The organism is Mycobacterium gastri (genome assembly GCF_002102175.1).
Lineage (GTDB): Bacteria > Actinomycetota > Actinomycetes > Mycobacteriales > Mycobacteriaceae > Mycobacterium > Mycobacterium gastri.
This window is the reverse complement of record NZ_LQOX01000116.1, coordinates 25,650-49,098: the sequence shown is the minus strand read 5'-3', so window position 1 is coordinate 49,098 and position 23,449 is coordinate 25,650. Positions and strand designations below refer to the sequence as shown.

16 protein-coding genes, 1 other RNA gene and 2 pseudogenes are annotated in these 23,449 nt (G+C 67.3%); 10 read left to right on the top strand and 9 right to left on the bottom strand.

The features are described from left to right. Nucleotides 1–55 precede the first annotated feature (55 nt). The 3 genes from ctaD to AWC07_RS15720 form a co-directional block, all read right to left on the bottom strand. Nucleotides 56–1,783 carry an aa3-type cytochrome oxidase subunit I gene (ctaD, locus tag AWC07_RS15730; protein ID WP_036418074.1) on the bottom strand — a complete coding sequence of 576 codons (1,728 nt, stop codon included), beginning with the start codon at nucleotides 1,781–1,783 and terminating at the stop codon, nucleotides 56–58. A gap of 161 nt (nucleotides 1,784–1,944) precedes the next feature. Then, the gene (locus tag AWC07_RS15725) at nucleotides 1,945–3,501 is read right to left on the bottom strand and encodes an alpha/beta hydrolase (RefSeq protein ID WP_036418076.1); all 1,557 of its coding nucleotides are present in this window, start codon (nucleotides 3,499–3,501) and stop codon (nucleotides 1,945–1,947) included. 59 nt (nucleotides 3,502–3,560) lie between these two features. Then, the gene (locus tag AWC07_RS15720) at nucleotides 3,561–4,892 is read right to left on the bottom strand and encodes a WS/DGAT/MGAT family O-acyltransferase (RefSeq protein WP_425271252.1); all 1,332 of its coding nucleotides are present in this window, start codon (nucleotides 4,890–4,892) and stop codon (nucleotides 3,561–3,563) included. A gap of 194 nt (nucleotides 4,893–5,086) precedes the next feature. On the opposite strand from AWC07_RS15720, the gene panB reads away from it, so the two are divergent. Continuing rightward, complete coding sequence (gene panB / locus AWC07_RS15715; RefSeq protein WP_036415546.1) at nucleotides 5,087–5,941, top strand: 3-methyl-2-oxobutanoate hydroxymethyltransferase; 855 nt, start codon at nucleotides 5,087–5,089, stop codon at nucleotides 5,939–5,941. A 22-nt stretch (nucleotides 5,942–5,963) separates the two neighbouring features. Here panB and AWC07_RS15710 read toward each other — a convergent pair whose 3' ends face one another. Continuing rightward, nucleotides 5,964–6,329, bottom strand: a complete 366-nt coding sequence (locus AWC07_RS15710; RefSeq protein ID WP_051508083.1) for a heme-binding protein — start codon at nucleotides 6,327–6,329, stop codon at nucleotides 5,964–5,966. A 223-nt stretch (nucleotides 6,330–6,552) separates the two neighbouring features. On the opposite strand from AWC07_RS15710, the gene AWC07_RS15705 reads away from it, so the two are divergent. Next, the gene (locus tag AWC07_RS15705) at nucleotides 6,553–8,124 is read left to right on the top strand and encodes a CYTH and CHAD domain-containing protein (RefSeq protein WP_036415548.1); all 1,572 of its coding nucleotides are present in this window, start codon (nucleotides 6,553–6,555) and stop codon (nucleotides 8,122–8,124) included. A gap of 35 nt (nucleotides 8,125–8,159) precedes the next feature. Here AWC07_RS15705 and rnpB read toward each other — a convergent pair. Continuing rightward, nucleotides 8,160–8,577, bottom strand: an RNA gene (rnpB, locus tag AWC07_RS15700) — RNase P RNA component class A. Between the two features lie 82 nt (nucleotides 8,578–8,659). Here rnpB and AWC07_RS15695 point away from each other — a divergent pair. The 6 genes and pseudogenes from AWC07_RS15695 (at nucleotide 8,660) to AWC07_RS15670 (ending at nucleotide 15,780) form a co-directional block, all read left to right on the top strand. After that, nucleotides 8,660–9,320 (top strand): annotated as a pseudogene (locus AWC07_RS15695) (2OG-Fe(II) oxygenase). Between the two features lie 146 nt (nucleotides 9,321–9,466). Beyond that, entirely contained in the window at nucleotides 9,467–10,597 is a 1,131-nt protein-coding gene (locus AWC07_RS15690) for a VOC family protein (RefSeq protein WP_036415550.1), read from the top strand. Beyond that, nucleotides 10,594–11,532: a fumarylacetoacetate hydrolase family protein gene (locus tag AWC07_RS15685; RefSeq protein WP_036415553.1), complete on the top strand. Its 939-nt coding sequence runs from the start codon at nucleotides 10,594–10,596 to the stop codon at nucleotides 11,530–11,532. The genes AWC07_RS15690 and AWC07_RS15685 overlap by 4 nt, the downstream gene beginning before the upstream one ends. Next, nucleotides 11,532–13,085 (top strand): bifunctional 3-(3-hydroxy-phenyl)propionate/3-hydroxycinnamic acid hydroxylase MhpA, encoded by a 1,554-nt coding sequence (gene mhpA, locus AWC07_RS15680; protein ID WP_051508084.1) that lies wholly within the window; start codon nucleotides 11,532–11,534, stop codon nucleotides 13,083–13,085. Before AWC07_RS15685 ends, mhpA begins: the two co-directional genes overlap by 1 nt. A gap of 2 nt (nucleotides 13,086–13,087) precedes the next feature. Beyond that, on the top strand, nucleotides 13,088–14,734 hold the full coding sequence (locus AWC07_RS15675) for an MFS transporter (RefSeq protein WP_051508081.1): 1,647 nt from the start codon (nucleotides 13,088–13,090) through the stop codon (nucleotides 14,732–14,734). After that, nucleotides 14,731–15,780 (top strand): alpha/beta fold hydrolase, encoded by a 1,050-nt coding sequence (locus AWC07_RS15670; RefSeq protein WP_084293604.1) that lies wholly within the window; start codon nucleotides 14,731–14,733, stop codon nucleotides 15,778–15,780. Before AWC07_RS15675 ends, AWC07_RS15670 begins: the two co-directional genes overlap by 4 nt. 34 nt (nucleotides 15,781–15,814) lie before the next feature. On the opposite strand, the gene AWC07_RS15665 is transcribed toward AWC07_RS15670, so the two are convergent. Both AWC07_RS15665 and AWC07_RS15660 read right to left on the bottom strand, forming a co-directional pair. Then, complete coding sequence (locus tag AWC07_RS15665) at nucleotides 15,815–16,468, bottom strand: TetR/AcrR family transcriptional regulator (RefSeq protein WP_085105135.1); 654 nt, start codon at nucleotides 16,466–16,468, stop codon at nucleotides 15,815–15,817. Between the two features lie 158 nt (nucleotides 16,469–16,626). Continuing rightward, complete coding sequence (locus AWC07_RS15660) at nucleotides 16,627–17,718, bottom strand: Zn-dependent alcohol dehydrogenase (RefSeq protein ID WP_036416052.1); 1,092 nt, start codon at nucleotides 17,716–17,718, stop codon at nucleotides 16,627–16,629. Nucleotides 17,719–17,820: 102 nt separating this feature from the next. Here AWC07_RS15660 and AWC07_RS15655 point away from each other — a divergent pair, with 102 nt between their 5' ends. After that, nucleotides 17,821–19,326, top strand: a complete 1,506-nt coding sequence (locus tag AWC07_RS15655; RefSeq protein WP_051508109.1) for an aldehyde dehydrogenase family protein — start codon at nucleotides 17,821–17,823, stop codon at nucleotides 19,324–19,326. 88 nt (nucleotides 19,327–19,414) lie between these two features. Here the strand turns inward: AWC07_RS15655 and AWC07_RS26975 are convergent. Together AWC07_RS26975 and AWC07_RS15630 are read right to left on the bottom strand one after the other, a co-directional pair. Beyond that, a pseudogene (locus AWC07_RS26975) lies at nucleotides 19,415–20,431 on the bottom strand (IS3 family transposase); the annotation flags it as partial. A 681-nt stretch (nucleotides 20,432–21,112) separates the two neighbouring features. Then, nucleotides 21,113–21,574: a heavy metal-responsive transcriptional regulator gene (locus AWC07_RS15630; RefSeq protein ID WP_036416056.1), complete on the bottom strand. Its 462-nt coding sequence runs from the start codon at nucleotides 21,572–21,574 to the stop codon at nucleotides 21,113–21,115. Nucleotides 21,575–22,074: 500 nt separating this feature from the next. Between AWC07_RS15630 and AWC07_RS15625 the strand changes: the two genes are divergently transcribed. Beyond that, complete coding sequence (locus AWC07_RS15625; protein ID WP_036416058.1) at nucleotides 22,075–23,118, top strand: DUF732 domain-containing protein; 1,044 nt, start codon at nucleotides 22,075–22,077, stop codon at nucleotides 23,116–23,118. Nucleotides 23,119–23,449 lie beyond the last annotated feature (331 nt).

Genomic DNA, 23,449 nt, shown 5'->3' with positions numbered 1-23,449 from the left:
GTGGTCACGCCTTGATCTCGCATCGGCGTGGTGCGCGGTGGCCGCGCGGCGGCCCTCAGCCGGCGCCGACGGTCTCTGGTTCCGCCACTTCGTCGTGTCGGCCGACGTGGGCTTCGGCGCGCATGCGTTTGACCATGTGCGGGTAATGCAGCTCGAAAGCCGGCCGCTCCGAACGGATTCGGGGCAGCTCGGTGAAGTTGTGCCGCGGCGGCGGGCAGCTGGTGGCCCATTCCAGTGAATTGCCGTGGCCCCACGGGTCGTCGACCAACACCGGTTCGCCGAAGCGCCAACTCTTGAATACGTTCCACGCGAACGGCAGCACCGAGATGCCGAGGATGAATGCGCCCACCGTGGAGACCACGTTCAGCGTTTGGTAGCCGTCGGTGGGCAGGTAGTCCGCGTAGCGGCGGGGCATCCCGGCATTGCCCAGCCAGTGCTGTACCAGGAACGTGGTGTGAAAGCCGATGAACGTCAGCCAGAAATGCAGCTTGCCCAGCCGCTCGTCGAGCAGACGTCCGGTCATCTTCGGGAACCAGAAGTAGACGCCGGCGTAGGTGGCGAAGACGATGGTGCCGAACAGCGTGTAATGGAAGTGCGCCACCACGAAGTAGCTGTCACTGACGTGGAAGTCCAGCGGCGGGCTGGCCAGCATCACGCCGGTCAAGCCGCCGGCCAGGAAGGTGACCAGGAACCCGAACGCGAACAGCATCGGCGTCTCGAATGTCAACTGGCCCCGCCACATGGTGCCGATCCAGTTGAAGAATTTGAGACCGGTGGGGACCGCGATCAGAAACGTCATGAACGAGAAGAACGGCAGCAGCACCGCACCGGTGACGAACATGTGATGGGCCCACACCGCCACCGACAGGGCCGCGATGGACAGGGTCGCATAAACCAGCGTGGTGTAACCGAAAATCGGTTTGCGGGCAAACACCGGGATCACCTCGGAGATGATGCCGAAGAACGGCAGCGCGATCACGTACACCTCGGGATGTCCGAAGAACCAGAACAGATGCTGGAACAGGATCACCCCGCCGTTGGCCGCGTCGTAGATGTGGGCACCGAGGTGGCGGTCGGCGGCCAGGCCGAACAGCGCGGCGGTCAACAACGGGAAGATCATCAGCACCAGCACGCTGGTGACCATGATGTTCCAGGTGAAGATCGGCATCCGGAACATCGTCATGCCCGGTGCGCGCATGCACACCACGGTGGTGAGCATGTTGACCCCACCCAGGATGGTGCCCAGGCCACCGACACCCAGACCCAGGATCCACAGATCGCCACCGGGGCCGGGACTGTGGATCGCGTTGGACAGCGGGGTGTAGGCCGTCCACCCGAAGTCGGCCGGGCCGCCCGGGACGATGAAGCCGCTCAGCGCGATCAGCGCACCGAAGATGAACAGCCAGAACGACAGCGCGTTGAGCCGCGGGAAGGCCACGTCGGGGGCGCCGATCTGCAGCGGCAGCACCAGGTTGGCGAAGCCGAAGACGACCGGGGTGGCGTAGAACAGCAGCATCGCCGTGCCGTGCATGGTGAACAACTGGTTGTACTGCTCGTTGGACAGGAATTGCAGGCCCGGCGCGGCGAGTTCACCACGGATGAGCAACGCCATCAGGCCGGCAATGAAAAAGAAGATATAGCAGGCGACCATGTACATGATGCCGATCATCTTGTGATCGGTCGTGGTGATGACCTTGTAGAGCAAGTTGCCCTTCGGCCCGAGCCGGGCCGGAAACGGCCGGCGGGCTTCCAGGTCTTTGGCGGGTGGCGCTTCAGTGGTCATGGGTTGACTCCATGGGGTCTCATGATCGGAGCGGCAACGGAACAGCGTCAGAACAGCATCGGACAAGCCGCCCAAGTATTCCGGCGCGCCACCGCCGCGCCCTAGGGCCAAACGTCCCTAGTTTCCGCGGGAGTGACCGGAAACCAACGGCCCCGCCGGCGTCAGCACTTTGCGCCGCTCGGCGGGGTTGTCCCGCCGATCAGGTAGGCCGTGGCGTAGTCGTCGATGCAGCTGTCGCCCTGGAAGACCACGGTGTGCTGGGTTCCGTTGAAGGTCAGCAGCGAGCCGTGCAGCTGGTTTGCCAGGTCAACTCCGGCTTTGTAGGGCGTCGCGGGATCGTGGGTGGTCGACACCACGACCGTCGGTACCAGGCCCGGCGCGGAGACGGCGTGCGGCTTGCTGGTCGGCGGCACCGGCCAGAAGGCGCAGGTCCCAAGTGGCGCGTCGCCGGTGAACTTGCCGTAGCTCATGAACGGCGCCAGCTCGCGGGAGCGGCGGTCTTCGTCGATGATCTTGGCGCGGTCGGTAATCGGCGGCTGGTCAACGCAATTGATGGCCACCCGCGCGTCGGTGGCGTTGGTGTAATGACCGTGCGAGTCGCGGCGCATGTACATGTCGGCCAGCGCGAGCAGGGTATCCCCGCGGTGGTCGGCCAACTCCGAAAGGCCGTCGGTCAGATGACTCCACAGATTCGGCGAGTACAGCGCCATGATGGTGCCCACGATCGCGTCGCTGTAGCTGAGTCCCCGCGGGTCGTTGGTGTGCGCTGGCCTGCTCACCTGCAGGTTGTTGGGGTCGACCAGCGGGTCGACCAGGCTGTGGTAGACGTCGACGGCCTTGGCCGGGTCGGTGCCCAATGGGCAGCTACCGTCCTTGGCGCAGTCGGCGGCATAGTCGTTGAACGCGTCCTGAAATCCCTTGGCCTGACGTAGATCCGCCTCGATGGGATCGGCATTGGGGTCCACAGCGCCGTCGAGGATCATCGCTCGCACCCGCTGGGGGTAGGCCTCGGCATAGGCGGAGCCGATCCGGGTGCCGTACGAGTAGCCGAGGTAGGTCAGTTTGTCGTCGCCCAGTGCCCCGCGGATGGCATCCAGGTCCCTGGCGACATTGACGGTACCGACGTTCGCCAGGAACTTCTTGCCCATCTTGGCGACACAACGGCTGACGAACTGCCTGGTTTCCTCTTCGATGCGTGCCACACCCGCCGGGCTGTAGTCGACCTGCGGCTCCGCCCGCAGCCGGTCGTTGTCGGCGTCGGAGTTGCACCACAGTGCGGGACGCGAAGACGCCACGCCACGCGGATCGAACCCGACGAGGTCGAACCGTTCGTGGACCCGCTTCGGCAACGACTGGAAAACGCCCAGTGCGGCCTCGATACCCGATTCACCCGGGCCACCGGGGTTGATGACCAGCGAACCGACCTTGTCCCCCGTCGCCGGGAAGCGAATCAGGGCGATGGCCGCGACGTCACCGTCGGGACGGCTGTAGTCGACCGGCACGGCGAGCTTGCCGCACAGGGCGCCGCCGGGAATCTTCGCCGCCGGATTGGAGCTGCGGCACGGTGTCCACTGCACGGGCTGTCCCAACTTCGGCTCGGCCATGCGAGCGTGCCCGCCGACCACGCGGATGCAGCCCGCGAGAACCAACGCCACGGTGGCGATCGCGGTCCAGATCAGCAACATGCGCGCGAACTTTTCGCGGCGAGACAGGCACATGGCAACCTATGGTGCCAGAGCCGGCCGAAGATGCTGGCTAACGACCGTCGTGGGACGAATCACCCGACGGCCACCAGCAGTTCTTCCATGGCAATAGCAAACTCGTCGGCCATTTCCCACAAGTCCGGCAGCAGTTCCGGACACGAGACGAGCCCGATGTCCAACTTGCCGTTGAGCGACATGACCGTGATGTTGAGACCGGAGCCGTGAAAGATCGGGCCCAACGGATACATCGACTTGACCTGGCAACCCAGCAGGTACAACGGAACCTGCGGCCCCGGCACGTTGGAGACCACCAAGTTGTGCACCGGCAGGCTCTCGGTCAGCCGGGTCCTGGCGTAGACACGCATGGCGATCCCGAAAACGGCCGGCGCGGCGAACTGTGACCAATCCTGCAACAGCGTCGCGCCAATGGCCGAACTATGGCCCTTCGCAGCCGAATTCGCTTGGGCGATGGCCCGCAGACGCTCCACCGGGTCGGCGATTTCGGTGTGCAGGCTGGCGAACATGGCCGAGACCTGGTTACGACCGGGACGATCGGACTTGCCGTGCACCGAAACGGGCACCGATGCCACCAGCGACGAGTCGGGCAGGGCGTTGCGTTCGGCGAGATATTGCCGAAGCACCCCGGAAACCAGCGCCATCACCACGTCGTTCACCTTGACGCCGAAGTGGTTCTTCACCGTCTTGATGTCCTCGAGATCCAGTTCGGCGTAGCCGATGTTGCGGCGGCCGCTGATGCTGGCGTTGAAGACGGTACGCGGCGCGGCGAATGGACGCGCCATGGTCAGGCCCTCGCGGGCCCGTAACACCGTGGAGATCACCGAGGACACCGTCTGCGGCATCACATTGGCCAGCTGTAGCGGCCGGGCGGCGAACCTGACCAGGCCGCCGGCGGCGATCTGCCAGCCGGTGCCACCGCCGACTCCGTCCACCGGATCCGGTGCGGGCGCGTCGGCTTCGGTGGTGCACAGCTGCGACATCAGGTTGGCGCCGGTCACGCCGTCCACGGCGGCGTGGTGCACCTTGGTCATGATCCCGATGCGGCCCCGGTGATGGCAATCGGTACCTGCCACGCCTTCGATGACCCACATCTCCCAAAGCGGTCGCCTACGATCCAACGGCAGCGATGCGATATGACCGCAAACTTCCGATACTTCCGTCCGACCGCCCGGTGCCGGCACCCCGATGCGATGCAAATGACGATCGATTTCGAAGTTCTCGTCATCCACCCACACCGGATGGTCGAGGTTCAACGGACTGCTCGCGAGCTTTTCCCGGAACTCCGGCAGCGCTTTGACGCGAAGCGACAATGCCTCGCGCAGCCGGTCAAAGGTGTAGCCGCCCGGCATCGTCGAGGTGTCCAAGTCCATGATCGAGCACACGTGCATCGGCTGGGACGAGGTTTCCAGGTACAAGAAGCTGGCGTCGAGGCCACTGAGCCGCTGCATCCGCCGATGGTAAGCCGATTCCGGGGGCCACGGTGAATCCGCGCGGAAGACATGGCAGACTGTCGGTGTCAGACGAACCCGGGGACCCCATGCTGGGCCACGAGGATCGACCCGACCAACACCTAGGGACAGTGATGTCTGAGCAGAATGTCTATGGGGCCAGTGCGTCGCCGGCGGTCAACCCGGTCGCGCCCCGAATCCGGATCCGCACCCACCACCTGCAGAAATGGAAGGCCGAAGGCCACAAGTGGGCCATGCTCACGGCCTACGACTACTCGACCGCGCGCGTCTTCGACGACGCCGGCATCCCGGTGCTGCTGATCGGTGATTCGGCCGCCAACGTCGTCTACGGCTACGACACCACGGTGCCGATCTCGGTCGACGAGCTGATTCCGCTGGTCCGCGGCGTCGCGCGGGGTGCCCCGCACGCGTTGGTGGTCGCCGACCTGCCGTTCGGCAGCTACGAGGCCGGACCCAGCGCCGCGCTGGCCGTGGCCACCCGGTTCATGAAGGAAGGCGGCGCGCACGCGGTCAAGCTCGAAGGCGGCGAGCGGGTGGCCGAGCAGATCGCCTGCCTGACCGCGGCGGGCATCCCGGTGATGGCCCACATCGGCTTCACCCCGCAAAGCGTCAACACTTTGGGCGGGTTCCGGGTGCAGGGCCGCGGTGACGCCGCCGAGCGGACCGTGGCGGACGCGATCGCCGTCGCCGAAGCCGGAGCCTTCGCGGTGGTGATGGAGATGGTGCCGGCTGAGCTGGCCACCCAGATCACCGGCAAGCTGACCATTCCGACGGTCGGCATCGGAGCCGGGCCCAACTGCGACGGCCAGGTCCTGGTCTGGCAGGACATGGCCGGCCTCAGCAGCGGCAAAGCCGCCCGCTTCGTCAAGCGCTACGCCGACGTTGCGGGCGAATTACGCCGCGCCGCAATGCAATACGCTGACGAGGTGGCCGGCGGGCTGTTCCCCGCCGAGGAGCACTGCTTCTAGGTCGTCTAGACCGTCTACGTCGTCACTGACACCGGTTCCGGAAGTCGGTCAGCGGCTGGCGAATGCCTTGCAGTTCGGCATGAACCGCCGGGTTGGCATCCATGTACTGCTGCAGCTGGTCACGGATGTCCTCGCGGGGCTGACCCTTCAGGCTGGTGAAGTAGTCGTTGACGTCTGGATGGGTGAACAGATAAGCGGAGGTCGCCGCCGCCACCCCCGCGGACACCCCGGCCAGGTCGGCCGCGGTGCAATTCGGCGGCGTCGGCGCGGGGTCGCCCGGATCCGCCCAGGCCGGCCCGATGCCGCCCAACAGCATCGCGGCGCTGATCGCACCGGCACCCAACCCGCCGGCGACCACCCGGGACGGGGCACAACCCAAGAACAACATCGACAACTCCTTCATCAGGGGATCCGATCGGCCTGACACAGCCAAGCCGCAGCGGTGGCCCGCACCGCAAACGATAGGTGGTGCCGGCGACACGCACCGACCAACATGCCGTATGCCTCGTGACCGGAGCCTGGGCCGGGCGCCCAACCCCGCGTGTGGCACTCTCTATGAGGCCTATCCACGATGAAACGACCGCGACGATGCGCTGTCACCGGAGGCGGAAATGCCCGTACCTGCGCCGAAGATGGCGCGTCAGCTGGAGGTCGAGCGCAAGTTCGACGTCGTCGAGTCGACGGTGTCGCCGTCGTTCGACGGCATCGCGGCCGTGGCCCGGGTCGAGAAGAAGCCGCCCCAGCAGCTCGACGCGGTGTACTTCGACACCCCTGCGCAGGATCTGGCCCGCAACCGCATCACCCTGCGACGGCGAACCGGCGGCCTGGACGCCGGCTGGCATCTGAAGTTACCGGCCGGGCCGGACGCCCGAACCGAGATCCATGCCCCGATCACGGGCGGGGACGCCGTGCCGGCCGAGTTGCTGGATGTGGTGCTGGCGATCGTCCGGGATCGTCCCGTCGAGCCGGTCGCACGGATCACAACCCGACGGGAAAGCCAGTTTCTCTACGGCGCCGACGGCGCCGCGTTGGCCGAATTCTGCAATGACCACGTCACCGCGTGGTCGGCCGGACAGGCCGACGGCTCCGCTGCCGAGCCCGCCGAACAGCAGTGGCGGGAATGGGAACTCGAGCTCATCGACGTGACCGGCACCGCCGGTCACGAGCTGCTCAACCGGCTGAGCAACCGGTTGCTCGACGCCGGGGCCGCCCCCGCCGGGCACGGCTCCAAGCTGGCCCGCGTGCTGGGCAGGACGTCGCCGTCGGCGCGCGGGCCGGCGCCGGTGGATCCGGTCCACCGGGCGGTGGCCCAGCATGTGGAAGAGCTGCTGACGTGGGATCGCGCGGTGCGCGCCGACGTCGACGACTCGGTGCACCAGATGCGGGTGACCACCCGCAAGATCCGCAGCCTGCTGCGGGAGGCTCCGGATTCGTTCGGATTGCCTGACGGCGCGTGGGTTCTCGACGAACTGCGTGAGCTCGCCGGCGTTTTAGGGGTGGCGCGTGACGCCGAGGTGCTCGCCGAGCGCTATCAACGCGAACTGGACGGGCTGGACCCGGAGCTGGTGCGCGGCCCCGTGCGCGAACGCCTCGTCGAGGGCGCCCGTCGGCGATATCAGACCGGATTGCGACGGTCGCTGATCGCGATGCGCTCGAAGCGATACTTCCGCCTATTGGACGCTCTCGACGCGATGGTGGCGGAATATCCCGTGACAACGTTCGGGCCCGGGCCCGGGCCGGTGACCCCGCCGAACATCGACGCGGCCTACCGCCGTGTCAAGAAAGCCGCCAAGGCTGCCAAGGCGGCGCGGGCCGCCCACGCGGCAGTCGCCCCGGCCGGCCAGGCCGAAGGCGGCCCGGGCCCGGTACTCCAACCCAACGCGGCGCTGCATCGAATCCGCAAGCGCGCCAAGCGATTACGCTATACCGCGGCGGCTACCGGAGCGGACGGGGTGGCCCAGCAGGCGAAGGCCGTCCAGACGTTGCTCGGAGATCATCAGGACAGTGTCGTCAGCCGGGAACACCTTCTCGAGCAGACCGAAGCCGCACATGCCGCGGGCGAGGACACCTTCACCTACGGCCTGCTCTATCAGCAGGAAAGCGATCTGGCGCAAAGCTGCCGGGCACAGCTCGGCGCGGCGCTGCGCAAACTCGACAAAGCGGTGCGCAAAGCACGAGCTTGAGCCGCCCGAGGCAAATCCTGGTGGGGCCGCGAGTGCGGGCGAGTTGGCCTGTAAGCCGGATTCTGTTCCCTGCCGCCGCGGCTGAACCAACGGCGGCACGGCGGCGACCATCCATCTGGACACACCGTCACCGGGTGCCTCAAGCGGCCTACCCGCAGACTCGGGCGAGCAACCCTCGATCGTCTGCGCGGCCGCACCTTCGGTGCGGCCTTCTTGGCCTTGCTTCGGGTGGGGTTTGCCTAGCCACCCCGGTCACCCGGGATGCTGGTGCGCTCTTACCGCACCGTTTCACCCTTACCACCGCGAGGGTGGCGGTTTGTTTTCTGTGGCACTTTCCCGCGAGTCACCTCGGATTGCCGTTAGCAATCACCCTGCTCTGTGAAGTCCGGACTTTCCTCGACTCGGCGCCGGTCCTTGCGAACCGACTCGAGCCGCGGCCGCCCGGCCAACTCGTCCGCGACCAACACCGTACCTCCTGCGGATATTCCAGGCCAGCAAGCGCTGGTCGCCGCGATTCCATCAGTAGCGGCCGGAGATGTCGTCGACCCGGTGGCAAACCCGCGCCGACTCCGGCGACTGGGACGCCATCGCCGCACAGATCAGCGCACACGGCGGCGCTTTGCTGCCCAGGCTGCTCACGGCCGCCGAAGCGGCGCGCCTCCGCACGCTGTACGCCCAAGATGACCTGTTCCGCAAGACCGTCGACATGGAGAGCCACCGCTATGGCGCCGGCGAATACCGCAACTTTCGACAGCCCTACCCGGAGCCACTCGAGCAGCTCAAGCACGCCTTGTATCCGCGGCTGCTGACCATCGCCCGGGACTGGTGGGCCAAACTGGGCCGAGACAGCCCCTGGCCGGACACCTTGGACGAATGGCTGCAGATGTGCCATGCCGCCGGCCAGACCAAGCCCACCGCACTGCTGTTGCGATATCGCGCCGGGGATTGGAACGCCCTGCACCGTGACCTCTACGGCGACCTGGTTTTTCCGCTTCAGGTGGTGATCAACCTCAGCGACCCCGCCACCGATTACACCGGCGGCGAGTTCCTCCTGGTAGAGCAGCGGCACCGACACGCGGGACCGCCCGGTGCCCTCGGCTCGCGGGTGGTCGGCCGCACCGGTACGGCACGGCATCTCGGTGGTGCATTCGGGGGAACGCTACGCGTTGGGACTGATCTTTCACGACGCCGCCTGAACCGCTGGGTTCTGCCGGCCGCGGGTACGGCGCCGCGCAATCCACCGCGGTCAAACACAGTTTTGAACTTTTCTTCAGAACCCCTTGACTGATGATAGCTTCGTGAGTGAAGATATCGTCAGTTTACTAATTCTGGAGGATGTCTGGTGACGTACGATCTGGCCGCCCACAACAACTTGCACAGCGAGCAGGGCGCTCGCGAAGGCGAGCACCCAGGACGCTCGCGCAACCCGGTGATCAAGGTTCACGACATCGCCTGGCTGGAGTTCGAGAAGCCCGATCTGGACCGCGCCGGGGCGTTCGCCCAGGCGTTCGGCTTCGCCGTCGCCGCGCGCACCCCCGACGAGTTGCAGCTGCGTGGGGCCGACGCGGCATCGCCATGCATCCTCATCCGTCGCGGCCACCGGTCCCGACTCGTCGGCGCGGCATTCACCGCCCAGGACAAAGACGACCTGCTGCGGCTGTCCGACGCGACCGGACTGACCCCGCAGCGACTGCCCCACACGCTCGGCGGCGTCTCCGTCGACCTGACCGATCCGGGCGGGCTCACGGTCCGCGTGGTGGCAGGCACCCACCCGTTGGAACCGCTGCCGTCGCCGCCGCCGCACACCTTCAACACCGGGCACGAAGTGCAGCGCATCAACGCCACCCAACGGCCGCCGCGACGCCCGGCCACCGTGCAGCGGCTCGGGCACCTGGTCCTGCAGACCACCACCTACCTGCAGACACTCAACTGGTACCTCGACACGCTCGGGATGATCGTCAGCGACTTCCTGTTCTACCCGGGTCAACGCGACCGCGGACCGACCATGAGCTTCATCCGCTGCGATCGCGGCATGACTCCCACAGACCACCACACGCTGGCGCTCGCATTGGGTCCGGCCAACCGCTACGTGCATTCTGCCTATCAGGTCTGCGATCTGGATTCGTTGGCCGCCGGCGGGCAATACCTGGCCGACTGCGGTTATCGCCGGTCATGGGGAATCGGCCGCCACATCCAGGGCAGCCAGCTCTTCGACTACTGGCGTGACCCCGACGGGCTCCTCGTCGAGCACTTCACCGACGGAGACATGTTCGACTGCACGCTCGAAGCCGGCTGGGCGCCGTTCTCGGCTTCGGGCCTTGCCCAATGGGGCCCGCGCGCGACCAAAGACTTCCTCGGTGCCGACCTCAAATCCCTACCGGGAGAAGCGTTATCGGTGATCCGCGGCTTGCGCGGCAACAACGAATTCGATTCCCGCCGGCTGATCGGCCTGATGAAAGCGGCTAACTCATGAGCGTCTCCATCCTGCGCACCGCAGACACCTGGTGGGTGCAAACCGCCGACGGCGCAACCAAAATCGATACCCGCGCGGCAAGCACCGGCGAGTTGCTGGCCGACCGCGCGGCCATCGACGCCGCAGCCGCCGGCGGTGAGGTGGTACCGATGGACGGCCTGCGACTGATTTCGCCGGTGACGACGCCCTGCCGGGTGGTGGCGCAGATGACCAACTACGCATCACACGTCAAAGACTCGGGTATGGAACCGAATTCGACTCCGCTGACCTTCTTTCGGAAGGCGTCGGGTTCGATCAGCGGGCCGTTCGACGACATCGTCAAGCCGGCGCACGTCAAATTCTTGGACTACGAGGTCGAGATCGGGTTGGTCATCGGACGGGAATTGCCCGTCGGCGCCGTCGTCACCGCCGCCACCTGGACCGACTATGTCGCCGGCCTGGTGGTGACCAATGACGTGTCGGCGCGCGACATTCAGCTCCCCAAAACCCAGTTCTACGAAGCCAAGTCGTATCCGACGTTCACCCCGGTGGGACCCGCGCTGGTGCTGCTGGATGCCGGCGAGCTCGGGCGCTTCGGCGAACTGCGGCTGCGGCTGCGGGTCAACGGCGAACTGCGCCAGGACATGCGGGTGGCCGGCGACATGATCTATTCACCGCTGCAAGCCCTGCAGGGGTTGGCACGGTTTCAGCAGCTGCAGCCCGGAGATCTCGTGCTGACCGGCACCCCGGTGGGCACCGCGCTGTCCGCCCCGGCGAAACCCGTCCAGATCGTCAGTTCGCTATTGCCGCCCGCGGTCAAGTGGAAAGCCTTCTTCAAAAGCCAACTCGGCAATGCCAAGTACCTGCACGACGGCGACGTCGTCGAGGCCACCGTCGGCACCGACGACGGCGCGATCGACCTCGGCACCCAACGCACGGTGGTGCGATACAAGTGATCACTCCGCCCGAATCTGTGCCGGTCGTCGTCGTCGGCGCCGGGCCTACCGGGGTCACCGCGGCCACCCTGCTGGCCCAGTACGGCATACCCTGCTTGCTGCTGGACAGATGGGAAACCGTCTATCCCCAACCCCGGGCGGTACATCTCGACGACGAGATCAGGCGGATCATCACCTGGCTGGGTATCGGTGACGAGTTCGCCGCGATCTCGCGCCCGGCCCTGGGACTGCGGCTGGTCGACCCGGATCTGCGTACACTTGCTCAGTTTCACCGCGATCCGGCGCTCAGCGCCCACGGCTTCCCGCAAGCCAACATGTTCGACCAACCCGAGCTGGAACAACTGCTGCGGGCAAACCTCAAGAAGCACAACCTCGTTCGGTTCTGCGGCAACGTCGAGGTCAGTGCGGTCAGCCAGCCTGAGCCCGGCCGGGTGCTGGTCGAATACACCGATCGAGTCAGCGGTGAGCAGCACGCGGTCGACACCGGCTACGTCCTGGGCTGCGACGGCGCCAACAGCGTCGTACGCAACTCGATAGGCGGTGTACTGCGCAGCCTTCGTTTCGCGCAACGCTGGCTGGTCGTCGACGTGGCGACCGAGGCCGCGATCAACCAGTGGGACGGGGTACATCAGGTCTGCAGTCCGCATCGGGCCGCCACCTACATGCGCATCGGTGAAAGCCGGTACCGCTGGGAATTTCAGCTGCGGGCCAACGAGACCGCCGCTGACTTCGCCGCCATGGCGAGCCTGTATCCACTGCTATCGCCGTGGGTCAACGGAGTACCGGCCGACGAGCTGTCGGTGGTGCGGGTCGCCGAATACACATTTCGGGCCGCCGTCGCCAACACGTGGCGCCAGGGGAACGTCTTTTTGCTCGGCGACGCCGCTCATCTGACTCCGCCGTTCATCGGCCAGGGCATGGGCGCCGGAATACGCGACGCGGCGAATCTGGCGTGGAAACTGGCCGGCGTGCTGACCGAGAACCTGCCCGCCGCCGTTCTCGACACCTACGAACACGAGCGAAAGCCGCACGCGCAGCACATGATCAGACTCGCGTTGGCCATGGGATGGTCCATGACAGCCGGCGGGCGGGCGGGCGACGCCGTGCGCCGTGCCCTGGTTCCGCGGCTACATCTCGTCCCGGGGCTGCGGTCGCTGTTCACCAACAGCCGAACGCCGGCGTTACACAGCAGCGCCTTGGTACACAAGACGTTTGTCGGCTGGCGACGCGCAGGAGCGTTGTGCCCCAACGTAATCCTTCCTACGGGCGAGCGGGTCGACACCGTCCTCGGCACCAGGTTCGTACTCGTCACCACCCAGGCACCCGATACCGGGCAACGCGAGAGACTTCGGCGACACGGGGCCGTGGTAGTCGATGCGCCGCCGGGCAGCGACCTTGCCCGCTGGTTACGGCGCGGCGGGGTGACGGCGGCCGTCCTCCGGCCCGATCGCACCGTGCTGCGCGCCGGCCGGCGGCTGTCCGTGTTGTGTGACGCGGCGCCCCGATTTGTGTTGTCCGGCAACGGCGATAGCGCCGATAACGAGAGGAGATGACGATGCGCAACGATCCCCGTGGTGTCGTGCTGGCCTGCTGCGGCGCCTTGGTGGTGGTCATGTCGGCGGTCGCCGGCGTCAACGTGGCGCTGCCCGACATCGCGTTGGACCAGGGGGCCAGCGCGACCGATCTGACCTGGATCGCCGACGCCTATACGGTGGCGCTCGCCGCGCTGGTGCTGCCGGCCGGAGCGATCGGTGACGACTTCGGCCGGCGGCGCACCCTCATCGGCGGCACCCTGCTGTTCGGACTGGCCAACGTGTTGGCCGCCGCCGCCGGCTCACCCCACACGATCATCATCGCCCGGGTGATCATGGGCATCGGCGCCGCGCTGATCATGCCCAGCACGTTGTCGACGATCACTGCCGTCGTGCACCCCGACCATAAAGGCCGCGCCGTCGGCATCTGGGCCGGATTCGCCAGTGCGGGATCGATTATGGGGCTGCTCATCAGTGGCCTGTTGCTCGAGCACTACTCATGGCGCTCCACCTTCATCGGCACCGCCGCGATGGCCGCGGTATCGCTGCTCGTCACCGTGGCGCTGGTGCCCAACACCAAGAGCGCGGAAGAACCCGCGCCCGACTTCCCCGGGGCAGGTTTGAGCGCGATCGGGATCGGCGCGCTGGTGTACGGCATCATCGAAGGCGCCGACCATGGCTGGACCCATTCCACGGTGGTCGCCGCCTTTGCCGCCGCGGTGTCGGCGATGACCCTGTTCGTTGTCCACGAGCTGCGCGTTGCGCGCCCGATGCTGGATCCGCGCCTGTTCGCCGACGGCGGCTTCAGTTCCGGAACGGCAGCACTGATCATCCAATTCCTCGGCACCTTCGGCTTCTTCTACGTCGGGCTGCAGTACATCCAGCTGATGCTCGGCTACGGACCTTTGAAATCCTCCCTGGCGATGCTGCCGATGGCCGCAGTCGTCCTTCCGGTTTCCGCGATAGCCCCGAAACTGGGTGAGCGCCTTGGCAATCGGCTAGTGATCGGCGCGGGCCTGGCGTGCATGGTCGCCGGCTTCGCCCTGCTGGCCCGCCTCGGCACCACATCCACCTACACCGATCTGCTGATCGGCATGCTGGTCTTCAGCGGCGGCCTGGCGTTGTCGGCCACCCCGGCGACCAACACCATCGTGGACTCGCTGCCGCCGGACAAACAAGGCGTCGCCTCGGCGATGAACGACGTCACTCGCGAACTGGGCGCTGCCCTGGGCATCGCGCTGCTCGGCTCGCTGTTCAGCGCCGGTTACCGCAACCACCTCAGGCTGCCCGCGGCAGTTCCGCAGCAAGCGGCCGGCACCATCCGCGAATCACCCGCGGCGGGTATGCACGTCGCCGCCGACCCGCAACTGGGCGCACTCGGCCCCAGCGTCAACGACGCTGTCCGCGATGCCTTCGTCACCGGCCTGTCGCACGCCTTCACCGCAGGCGCCGCCATCACCGGCCTGACGCTCGTTCTGCTGCTGGTGTTCCCGCTGCCGCGACGCGGACGGCACCGCAAGGCACGGCGCCTGCCCGCGCCGCCGACCCCGTCGTGGTGGCTACCGCTGATGCGCGGCCAGCTGCCGAGAATTCCCAAGACAGCCAAGCTGACCGCACCAGTGCGATCGGCGGACCTGCCTACACAGACTTCACGAAAGGGACGACAATGACAGCACCGATTGACTTGTCCTATACCGAGCCGCTGCCACGCGTGACGGAAGCCCTCGAGGACGGGCTGGCGCACGCCGTTCGGTCCGCCGAGGAGATCGTGGCCGGGTTGCCCGACACGGCTGCCCGGGCTCACCACGACGGTGAGGTCGAGCACCTCGGCGCCGTAGCGGCCGTGCACCGCTTCGTCGACGCACCGGGCGACAGCGAAACCGTCAGGTGGCACTTCGTGGAATCCGGCGCCGCGTCGGACCCGACGGTGGTCTTCCTGCATGGGCTGCCCGACTCCTGGTGGCAATGGCACTATGCGCTGCAAGGTCTCGGCCCGCGCTATCACTGCCTGGCCATCGACCTCAAGGGCTACGGCCAATCCGACAAGCGCAGCGGCGATTACCGGCAGGCCGGTGTCGCCGCGCAGCTCGGCGCGCTGCTCGACCAGCTCGGCATCGGCGGATTCATACTGATCACCCACGACCGCGGCAGCCCGGTCGGTGACCATCTGGTCGCGGCCCTGGGTGAGCGGGTGCGCGGATACGGCCGCGGCCAGCAACATCTTTGGCATCTGCACCCGCGACTGCATCCCCAGGAACAGCTGATGCTCTCGGCGGAGGCGCCGGCCATGCTGCGCGAGGCCCGGCGGTTCGTCACGACCGCCTATACCTGGCTTACCGAGCGGCCCGTGGCTCGCCAAGACCTGATTCGCACCATCGAGGAGTTCAGCCACCCGGGGATCGCCACCGCGGTGCCCCGCTACTTCCACTCGTCGTCGTTTCGGCAGGAGTGGGTGGATCGGCGAACCCGGCTCATCCGGGCCTGGACGGCTCCGGTGCTGCTGCTGCAGGGCGCTCATGATCCGCTGCAGCCACGCGAGTTCTACCGGGAGCCAGAGCTTTTGGCGATGCTACCGCCGGGCAGCGCCGTGCACCTGTTCGACACCGGTCACTTCTGGCCATTCGAGGCGCCCCAGGCGACGGTCGGCGTCCTCACCGAATTCTGCGACCGCGTGGCCCCGAAATCGTCGCCGGTAAGCAGCGGCACGCCGGCATAGTGCCGGGCCGCTTCCCGGATGCGACCGCCTGCGCTCAGACCACCGCGTCCGCGCCGTCGTCCAGAAAGGGCAACGGCCGCAGGCAAAGCCGATGCGCCTCGTCGGCGGGCATGCCGAACAGCCGCAGTAGGTTTTCTGCGACTTCGTCGGTGGCTTGGGCGGCGTCCCGCTCAGGCTGATCGCACAACAGTTGACCGAGTCCCAACAGCGCGCCGGCGGCCACCGCCATCGCCAGTTGCGGGTCTTCCACGTCGAACCGACCGGCCGCTGCGGCCGCGGCGATGTCCCTCCTGCTACGCGGGGCCAGGCCACGATCCGAGGTAATCAAATCCAGCCCGTGGGAAAGTACGATACTGCTCTCCTCCGGGCGCCGGCGAAACATTCGGCCGGTCAACCGAAAGCTGCGCGCGAAGGTTTCCGCGGGATCCTCGGACAGCTCCGCGATGGCGTCCAACAACGCCCCGTGAGCGTCGAGCACCTCGTTGACGGCCGCCTGAAACAGTTCCTCCTTGCTGTCGAAGTGGTTGTAGAACGACCCGACGCCGACGTCGGCGGCGTGGCTGATGTCCTGCACCGGGACGTTGACCTTGCCGGCGGCAATGAACTGTTGTGCGGCTTTGATGAGCGCGGCGCGGGTGCGCTGCTTTCGACGTTCCTGACGGTTGGTGGGCCTGACGGAATCGTCCACGCAGCTGTCTCCTCGTCGCACCCGATATGGCTTTTACCTCAATGCCTCAATAGTGACGATACACTCAGAATACGGGTCACGGCCGTGTCCGCGCTGCTCGCAGTCACAGCGGGGCCGAAATGGGCGCTGGCCGGAATCCGGGGCCGGCCAAGAGCGAATCAGCTTGGCGGGCCGAAGCAGACCACGCTGCGTGCCCCCCGCCCGGCGACCATGTCGGTAAACGCCGCTTCGACGTCGTCGATGCCGATGCGTCGGGTCACCAGCGCTTCGATGTCGAGCCGGCCACGCAGGGCAAGCTCGGCGAGCACCGGGATATCGCGGGCCGGGTCGCTGGCGCCGTAGACGCTGCCCTGGATCTTCTTGCCGTCGGCCATCAGCATCAGGGCGGGTAACGTCACCGACTCGGTGAACCCGGCGGCACCCACCAGCGTGACCGCTCCCCCCCGGCGGGTGGCGTCGAAGGCGGCGCGGATCGTGGCCGGCTTGCCGACAACCTCGATCCCGTGGTCGACGCCGGCGCCGCCGGTAAGGTCGCGGACCGCGCCGACGAGGTCGGCATCACCGACGTCGACCGTGTCGGTGGCGCCGCTGGCGGTTGCGGCCGGGAGTTGCGCGGCGTTGCGGTCGGCAGCGATGATCCGCGCCGCCCCGGCCAGCCGGGCGCCCTGGATCGCGGCCAGTCCCACCCCGCCGCACCCGATGACCAGCACACTCTCACCGGGGCGGACCGCTGCGGTGCGCAGCACCGCGCCCACCCCGGTGGTGACCCCGCAACCAAGCAGCGCGGCGTGGTCCAGGGGCAGTGACTGGTCCACCGGCACGACGGCGGCGGCCGGCAGCAGCGTCTCTTCGGCCAGCGTCCCGGCGCCCATCTCCGGCCACACCGGGCCGGTCGGACTCTCGGCATACGGCCCGCCGAAGGCGTGCTTGAGGCCGTGTGGGCAGAGTTGGGTCTCGCCGCGCAGACAGTGCGGGCAGCGCCGGCAGGGCACGTTCCAGGTCAGCACCACATGGTCGCCGGTGCTGACCGCGGTGACGGCGCCGCCCACCTCAGTCACGATCCCAGCGCCCTCATGACCCAGCGTGCAGGGCAGCAGCGCCGGCATGGAGCCGTCGCGCACCGACAGGTCGGTGTGGCACACACCGCTGGCCTGAAGTCGCACCCGCACTTCCTGGTCGCCGATCCGGCGCAGCGCGAGGTCCTCGACCGCGGTGGGCTGCCCGACGTCACGCAGCACCACCGCCCTCATGGGACCGGACCTGTGATCGGTGTCATATCGACTTACGATGGCGAGATAACCGCACCGGGTCAAGGTTGCCTCGGGAGTCGGGTGAGGAGACGGGGCCCCAAAATGAGCAAGACGGGATCAACGGTGATCACGCAGGACAGCCACATTGCTGGCGAGGGACCGGTCTTGACGATCGGCGGGGAACCACAGCCCGGGGCCGCGGGGACTTATCCGGTACACAATCCGGCCCGGCCGGCCGAGATCGTCGGCCACGCACCGGCGGCAGACCGGGCCCAGCTCGACGCCGCGGTGTCGGCGGCGCGGCGGGCAGCGCCAGCCTGGCGAGCGCTCAGCGTCGCCGAGCGGGTCGCCGCGCTCGGGTCCGCGGCGACCACGGCCGCCGAACAGCTGGCTGCCCGAGACGGCGCGCGGCTGTACACCCGTGAGCACGGAAAAGTCCTCAGTGAGGCCAACTTTGAGATCAGCACCGGCCCGGGCCTGGCGGCGCTGATCGGGTCGATGGCCGAGGCGGCGCTGGCACCGGAGCAGCTCGACCCGCGGTCGGCCTACCCGCGCCTCCAGCGGGAGCCGTTCGGCGTGGCCGCGCTGGTGCTGCCGTTCAACTGGCCGCTGGCGCTGACGATGACGAAACTGACGTCGGCCCTGACCGCGGGTAACACCGCCGTCGTCAAGGTGCCGCCGACGTGTCCACTTGCCGCGCTCGAGCTTGCCGGGGCGCTGGCCGCGGCGCTGCCGCCGGGAGTGGTGAACGTGCTCGCCGGCCCGGGCAGCGACCTTGCCCAGGCGTTGGTCACCCACCCCGGCATCGACCTCATCTCGCTGACCGGCGGCGTGGCCACCGGCCGCGCCGTCATGGCCGCGGCGGCGACGCGGCTGACTCCGGTGTTGCTCGAGCTGGGCGGCAACGACGCGGCGATCATCGCCCCCGACCTCGCGGTCAGCGACGAGCTGGTGGAGCGGCTGGTGACGGCGACCTACACCACCGCCGGTCAGGTCTGTATGGCGATCAAGCGGCTCTACGCTCCGGTGCAACGAGTGGGTGAGCTGGCCGAGGCGGTGCTGGCCCGCTGCGAGCGGGAGGTGGTCGGCGACGGCCTCGCGGAGGAGACGACACTGGGCCCGCTGCACACCGCAGCGGGGCGCAACCGGGTGACCGCGCTGGTCGGCGACGCCGAGGCGCGCGGCGCGTCGGTGCGGACCGCGGGGCGGATCCGCGAGGCCGACGCCGACGCGGCGGGATACTTCGTACTGCCCACCGTCGTCACCGATCTGGCCTCCGACTCGGCGCTGGCCACCGAGGAGCAGTTCGGCCCGGTATTGCCGGTCTTCGGTTACGACGACCTCGACGAGGCCGTAACCGCGGCGAACGCAACCGAATTCGGCCTTACCGCGTCGGTGTGGACCGGCGACGATGCGCTCGCGGGCCAGGTTGCGTCGCAGCTGGTGGCGGGCACGGTCAGCGTCAATTGCCACGGCCTGGCCGCCCAGGACCCGCGGCTGCCGTTCGGCGGCTGCGGCCAGTCCGGCCTTGGCCGTGAACTCGGTGTCGAGGGGATTCGAGCTTTCACTCAGCCGCGGGCATACGTGCGGCATCCGGTGCCTCGCTAACGCTAACCGAAGCGCTACAGCAGCCTCTCTTTTGTCTTGTCCGGGCCACGGAACCTGTCAACCTGAATGAGGCACCGGTGTGCGGTATTTACTGAGTGTCCTCCTGTGGTTGGTCGGGTCGATTGATCCACGAAGTCTTGGGGATCTTCGGCGGTTGGGGTGGTTTGCGGACAAACCGTTCGGGGTGTGCGGCGTAGGCGGCGTCGAGTACGCCGGCCCGCTTGTCGCGGACTGCCTCGGCCAGCCCGTAGTGGACGTCGGCGGGGGTATGCAGGCCCAGCCCGGTATGGCGATGTTCATCGTTGTACCAGGCGAAGAAAACCTGGCAGTGTAATCGGGCATCTTCGATCGAGCCGAACCGGCCGGGAAAGTCGGGCCGGTACTTCATCGTCTTGAACTGGGGCCTCGCTGTAGGGGTTGTCATTGGAGATGTGGTCGCGAATGTGACTGAGTGACACCGAGATCGGCGAGCAGGAACGCCACCGGCTTGCTGGTCATGGAACTGCCGCGGTCGGCGTGGATCGTCAACTGGTCACGGTCAAGCCCTTGCTTGGCGCAGGTCTGGCGAATCAGCACCTCTGCCAGGGCCGCTGATTCACAGCTGGCGACCATCCAGCCAACGACGTAGCGCGAGAAGATGTCCAAAATCACGTACAGGTAGTAACAAGTCCACTTCCCTGGGCCACGCAATTTCGTTATATCCCACGACGACACCATATTTGGGCCGTTAGCGACGAGTTCGGGTTCCACCTTGGCAGGCTGCGTGGCTTGCCTGCCGGCGGCGTTCGCGTACCTCACCGGCTTGGCGCAGCAGCCGGTAGAACGTCGACTGCGAGCCCAGGTAGACGCCTTCGTCGAGCAGGGTGGCCCACACCTCAGCCGGTGCGACGTCGACGAATCGGTCGCTGCGCAGCACGTCGAGGATGGCCTACTGCTCGGCGGCGCTCAGCGCCCGCGGCTGCCGCCGTTGCCGGTGCGGGATGGGCTCTGGGCACTGCGCTGCCGGGCTTTGCCGATGGCGCCGGTAGTAGCTGGCCTGCGCGGCACCCACCGCCTCGCAGGCAGCTCGTACGCCCAGCTGCGGGACCAACTGTGTGACGGCCTGATCGGTCATCGCGTCGACCTCGGCTCGGTATCCGCGCTCTCGGAGAGCGTCTCCAACAGCGCAAGGATATGCGGGTGATCGGGCTGTTCGACGACCGCGCCGGCCTCGGTCGCTGATCTGCTTCTCGTGCCGGCGTCGGCTCACCGAGCGGGCTTGGTGACGATGAGATCGCCTCGCTTCCCCCGCGCGCTCGCCAACGATCGGGGCGCGGAATGGCTGTGTCGTGGATGGTGGTCGACGGGAGTGGGAATCGGCGAGCGCCGGGTTGTGTCGCGCGCATGCAGAACGATTGCGCGCCTTGCCGGTTGGCGATGTCGACGAATTCTGTGCTCACCGGCAAACTCGCCCACTGCCGCCGTGCGGGCCGTGCGTGGTCGCGGCCTGCACTCGGCAGCGCCGCCACGCCACCCTGAAACCGAGCCCATGGCTGGCACCGAGAATCTGGCAGTCCTCATGCCAGGCCACCCGCTGTCGCCGGCTCCTTATCGGTTCGCCATGAGATTCCACCCCACCCGGGGTGGCATATCCCTTCACTCTGAGCCTGGAGAGCTCGACGCGATCGACCACCGTTGTCAGCACCGGCTCCTTCGAGGCCCCGAGCATGCCGCGGCCAGCTGTAGCTGGGGGCTTGGGAGCGAACAGCTTTCGCTACTCAGCTCGATACACGCGACGTACCGTCCGCTACGTGGCACATGGCCGGTTTGGGTCGTGGGAGTCGATGAACTCGCTGGCGGCGGGCGCGTCGGAGTCGGATTCTAAAATCCAGCAGACCGTGGACTGGTCGTGTTCGGTGGCCGCTTCATGCGATGCGCGGTCGAGCAGGGTTTGCAGGTGGCCTTCAAGGGCGACGAGTTCGGCGATCTGCGCTCGGACCTGGTCGAGGCGGGTGTTGAGGACCTGCCGAACGTGTCCGCACGGCACCTCGCCACGATCGTGGATCGCCAGGACCTGGCGCACCTTGTGCAGGGTCAGTCCGGCCGCTTGGCCGCGACGGATAAATCGCAGCCGATCCACCATCTCGGGTCCATAGTCGCGATACCCGGATGCGCGGCGTGGGGGCTGCGGCAGCAGGCCCGAATCCTCATAGAAGCGAATGGTCTTGGTGCTGGTGTTGGCGAGTTGCGCCAGCTCACCAATGCGCATACATCCCTCCTTGACATTCCAGCGTACTGGAAGGATAACACTTGAGTTGGTGTTAGGTGGCGGCCGTAGGGCGCGGCCAGCATCGGAGGTAGTCGCGGTGAGCATAGAGGTCGTTTCGGTATCCGAAATCTGTTGCCAGGCCTGCAAGGCCGCGGTTGAGGGCGTGCTATGCCCGCCGTCGAGGCCCCTGACTGCGGCACAGTGCCCGCCCGAGTCAAGCGCATCAGCACCCGAGGCCAAGCAGCGCGGCCGCGAAGCGATACAGCACCCGACACACCGCGACACTCATTTCGCCTGCTGCTGGTGCCCGCAACCCGCCTCAACCAGCTCCAACCGCTGGATTGCGGCCTGCGGAAAGCGATCACGAAACGACGATGACAAGTCTTCGACGCCGAGGCGTGCTTGCAGTCCTCAACCTGGCGGCCGGCGCCGCGATGCCCATCACCGTGCCATCGATCACCACGCAAACCCGACGGCCCTAGAGAACGGAAACCACTGTCATGTTCACCGGCACCGCTCGCCGCGCGGGAGCCATGGCTACCGCCAGCGTGATACTCATCGGCGCCGCAATCCTGCGCGGCAGCCCAGCAGCGGCCGACCCGAACCAGGACGACCAGTTTCTGGCATTGCTTGATCAACGTGGCATCCCCGCCCTCGCGAACCCGCCAAGCCTGATCGTCACAGCCCGTCAAATTTGTGGCCGACTCGACAGCGGCATGCCGGTGGATGGAGTCGTCGAGTCGATGACGACCTTTGCGGTCAACAATGACCCGAGTCTGCGCCGATACCCTCGTGACCGCCTCACGCGCACCTTCTCCCGCTTCGTCAGTACGGCCGTGCAGGTCTACTGCCCCTTCCACCAGGACCAGATCGCGTCGTTCAGCGCTAATCCCGTGCCGCGAACAACCGAACCTCCGCACCGGGTCGCTGCATACCCGCGCAACGCAATTACTTCGGAATGCGATGTGCGGCACCGACCGCCGGCCCCGGACAACACCAGTACGCCGGCGGCATGGCAGGTACGGACGCCCATCGGTGTGGCGCGACCGCCGCACTCGATCGTCGGCGGCGTCTTTGTTACGAGCCACACCTGGGGCGGCCGATCGGACTGCACCGCGCAGCGCGATGATCCGGCCCCGCTGATCGAAACCATTCCCGCCGGGGAGACCATCGCGCCGAAGCCGCCGCAGATTCCGGCGCCACCTCCACCAGCGAACATCCTCATACCACCACGGGCGCCCGCGCCGTCGCAGCCACCGCGGCAGCCGCCGCCACTGCCTCAGCAGCCGCCATCACCACAGGAGCCGGCGCCTCCGCCTCAGGAGCCGCCGCCCCCACCACAACAGGTAGAGCCTCCCGTTGTTGCGCCCCAGCCGGGAGGCACTGCTGGCGGTGGCGGCGGCGGTGATGGCGGCGCCGGCGGCGGTGGTAGCGGCAGCGGTGGCGGTGGCAGCGGTGGCGGTGGCAGCGGTGGCGGTGGCGGCCCGGCAGCGCCGTCGCCGACACGACCCATGCCGCCAGGCATTATCAGGGTCTTGCCGTGAGACAAGAACTCAGCCGCCGGCGAGCAGTCGGGTAGCCCCGGCGCATTGCTACGCCGGGGCCCCTCAGAACCGAGCGAGCGGGTTGCCCCGCGCTCGGTACGGGTTGAGGGAACCGGCCCTTTGTGTATCGGCCGAGAGATAATAACCACCTCTGACCTGCTGTTCCTCCTGGTCGGGCTGACAGGATTTGAACCTGCGACCACACGACCCCCAGTCCGGCAGAACGGGTTTCGAGCTGTCTCAGATCGTGTCTGAAATGGCGCGTAGCTGAGAGAACGCTCCCCCGCCATCGCATGCAGTCCCAGAGTGATTCAGGGGTCTTGTGACATTG

Excerpts from the sequence above, each read along its gene's own strand:
- AWC07_RS15720 (WP_425271252.1), bottom strand. The coding sequence starts at position 4,892 with ATGCACGTGTGCTCGATCATGGACTTGGACACCTCGACGATGCCGGGC.
- AWC07_RS15655 (WP_051508109.1), top strand. The coding sequence starts at position 17,821 with ATGAGCAAGACGGGATCAACGGTGATCACGCAGGACAGCCACATTGCT.
- panB (WP_036415546.1), top strand. The coding sequence starts at position 5,087 with ATGTCTGAGCAGAATGTCTATGGGGCCAGTGCGTCGCCGGCGGTCAAC.
- AWC07_RS15710 (WP_051508083.1), bottom strand. The coding sequence starts at position 6,329 with ATGTTGTTCTTGGGTTGTGCCCCGTCCCGGGTGGTCGCCGGCGGGTTG.
- AWC07_RS15630 (WP_036416056.1), bottom strand. The coding sequence starts at position 21,574 with ATGCGCATTGGTGAGCTGGCGCAACTCGCCAACACCAGCACCAAGACC.
- AWC07_RS15670 (WP_084293604.1), top strand. The coding sequence starts at position 14,731 with ATGACAGCACCGATTGACTTGTCCTATACCGAGCCGCTGCCACGCGTG.
- AWC07_RS15705 (WP_036415548.1), top strand. The coding sequence starts at position 6,553 with ATGCCCGTACCTGCGCCGAAGATGGCGCGTCAGCTGGAGGTCGAGCGC.
- AWC07_RS15660 (WP_036416052.1), bottom strand. The coding sequence starts at position 17,718 with ATGAGGGCGGTGGTGCTGCGTGACGTCGGGCAGCCCACCGCGGTCGAG.
- AWC07_RS15625 (WP_036416058.1), top strand. The coding sequence starts at position 22,075 with ATGTTCACCGGCACCGCTCGCCGCGCGGGAGCCATGGCTACCGCCAGC.
- AWC07_RS15685 (WP_036415553.1), top strand. The coding sequence starts at position 10,594 with ATGAGCGTCTCCATCCTGCGCACCGCAGACACCTGGTGGGTGCAAACC.
- AWC07_RS15725 (WP_036418076.1), bottom strand. The coding sequence starts at position 3,501 with ATGTGCCTGTCTCGCCGCGAAAAGTTCGCGCGCATGTTGCTGATCTGG.
- AWC07_RS15675 (WP_051508081.1), top strand. The coding sequence starts at position 13,088 with ATGCGCAACGATCCCCGTGGTGTCGTGCTGGCCTGCTGCGGCGCCTTG.
- ctaD (WP_036418074.1), bottom strand. The coding sequence starts at position 1,783 with ATGACCACTGAAGCGCCACCCGCCAAAGACCTGGAAGCCCGCCGGCCG.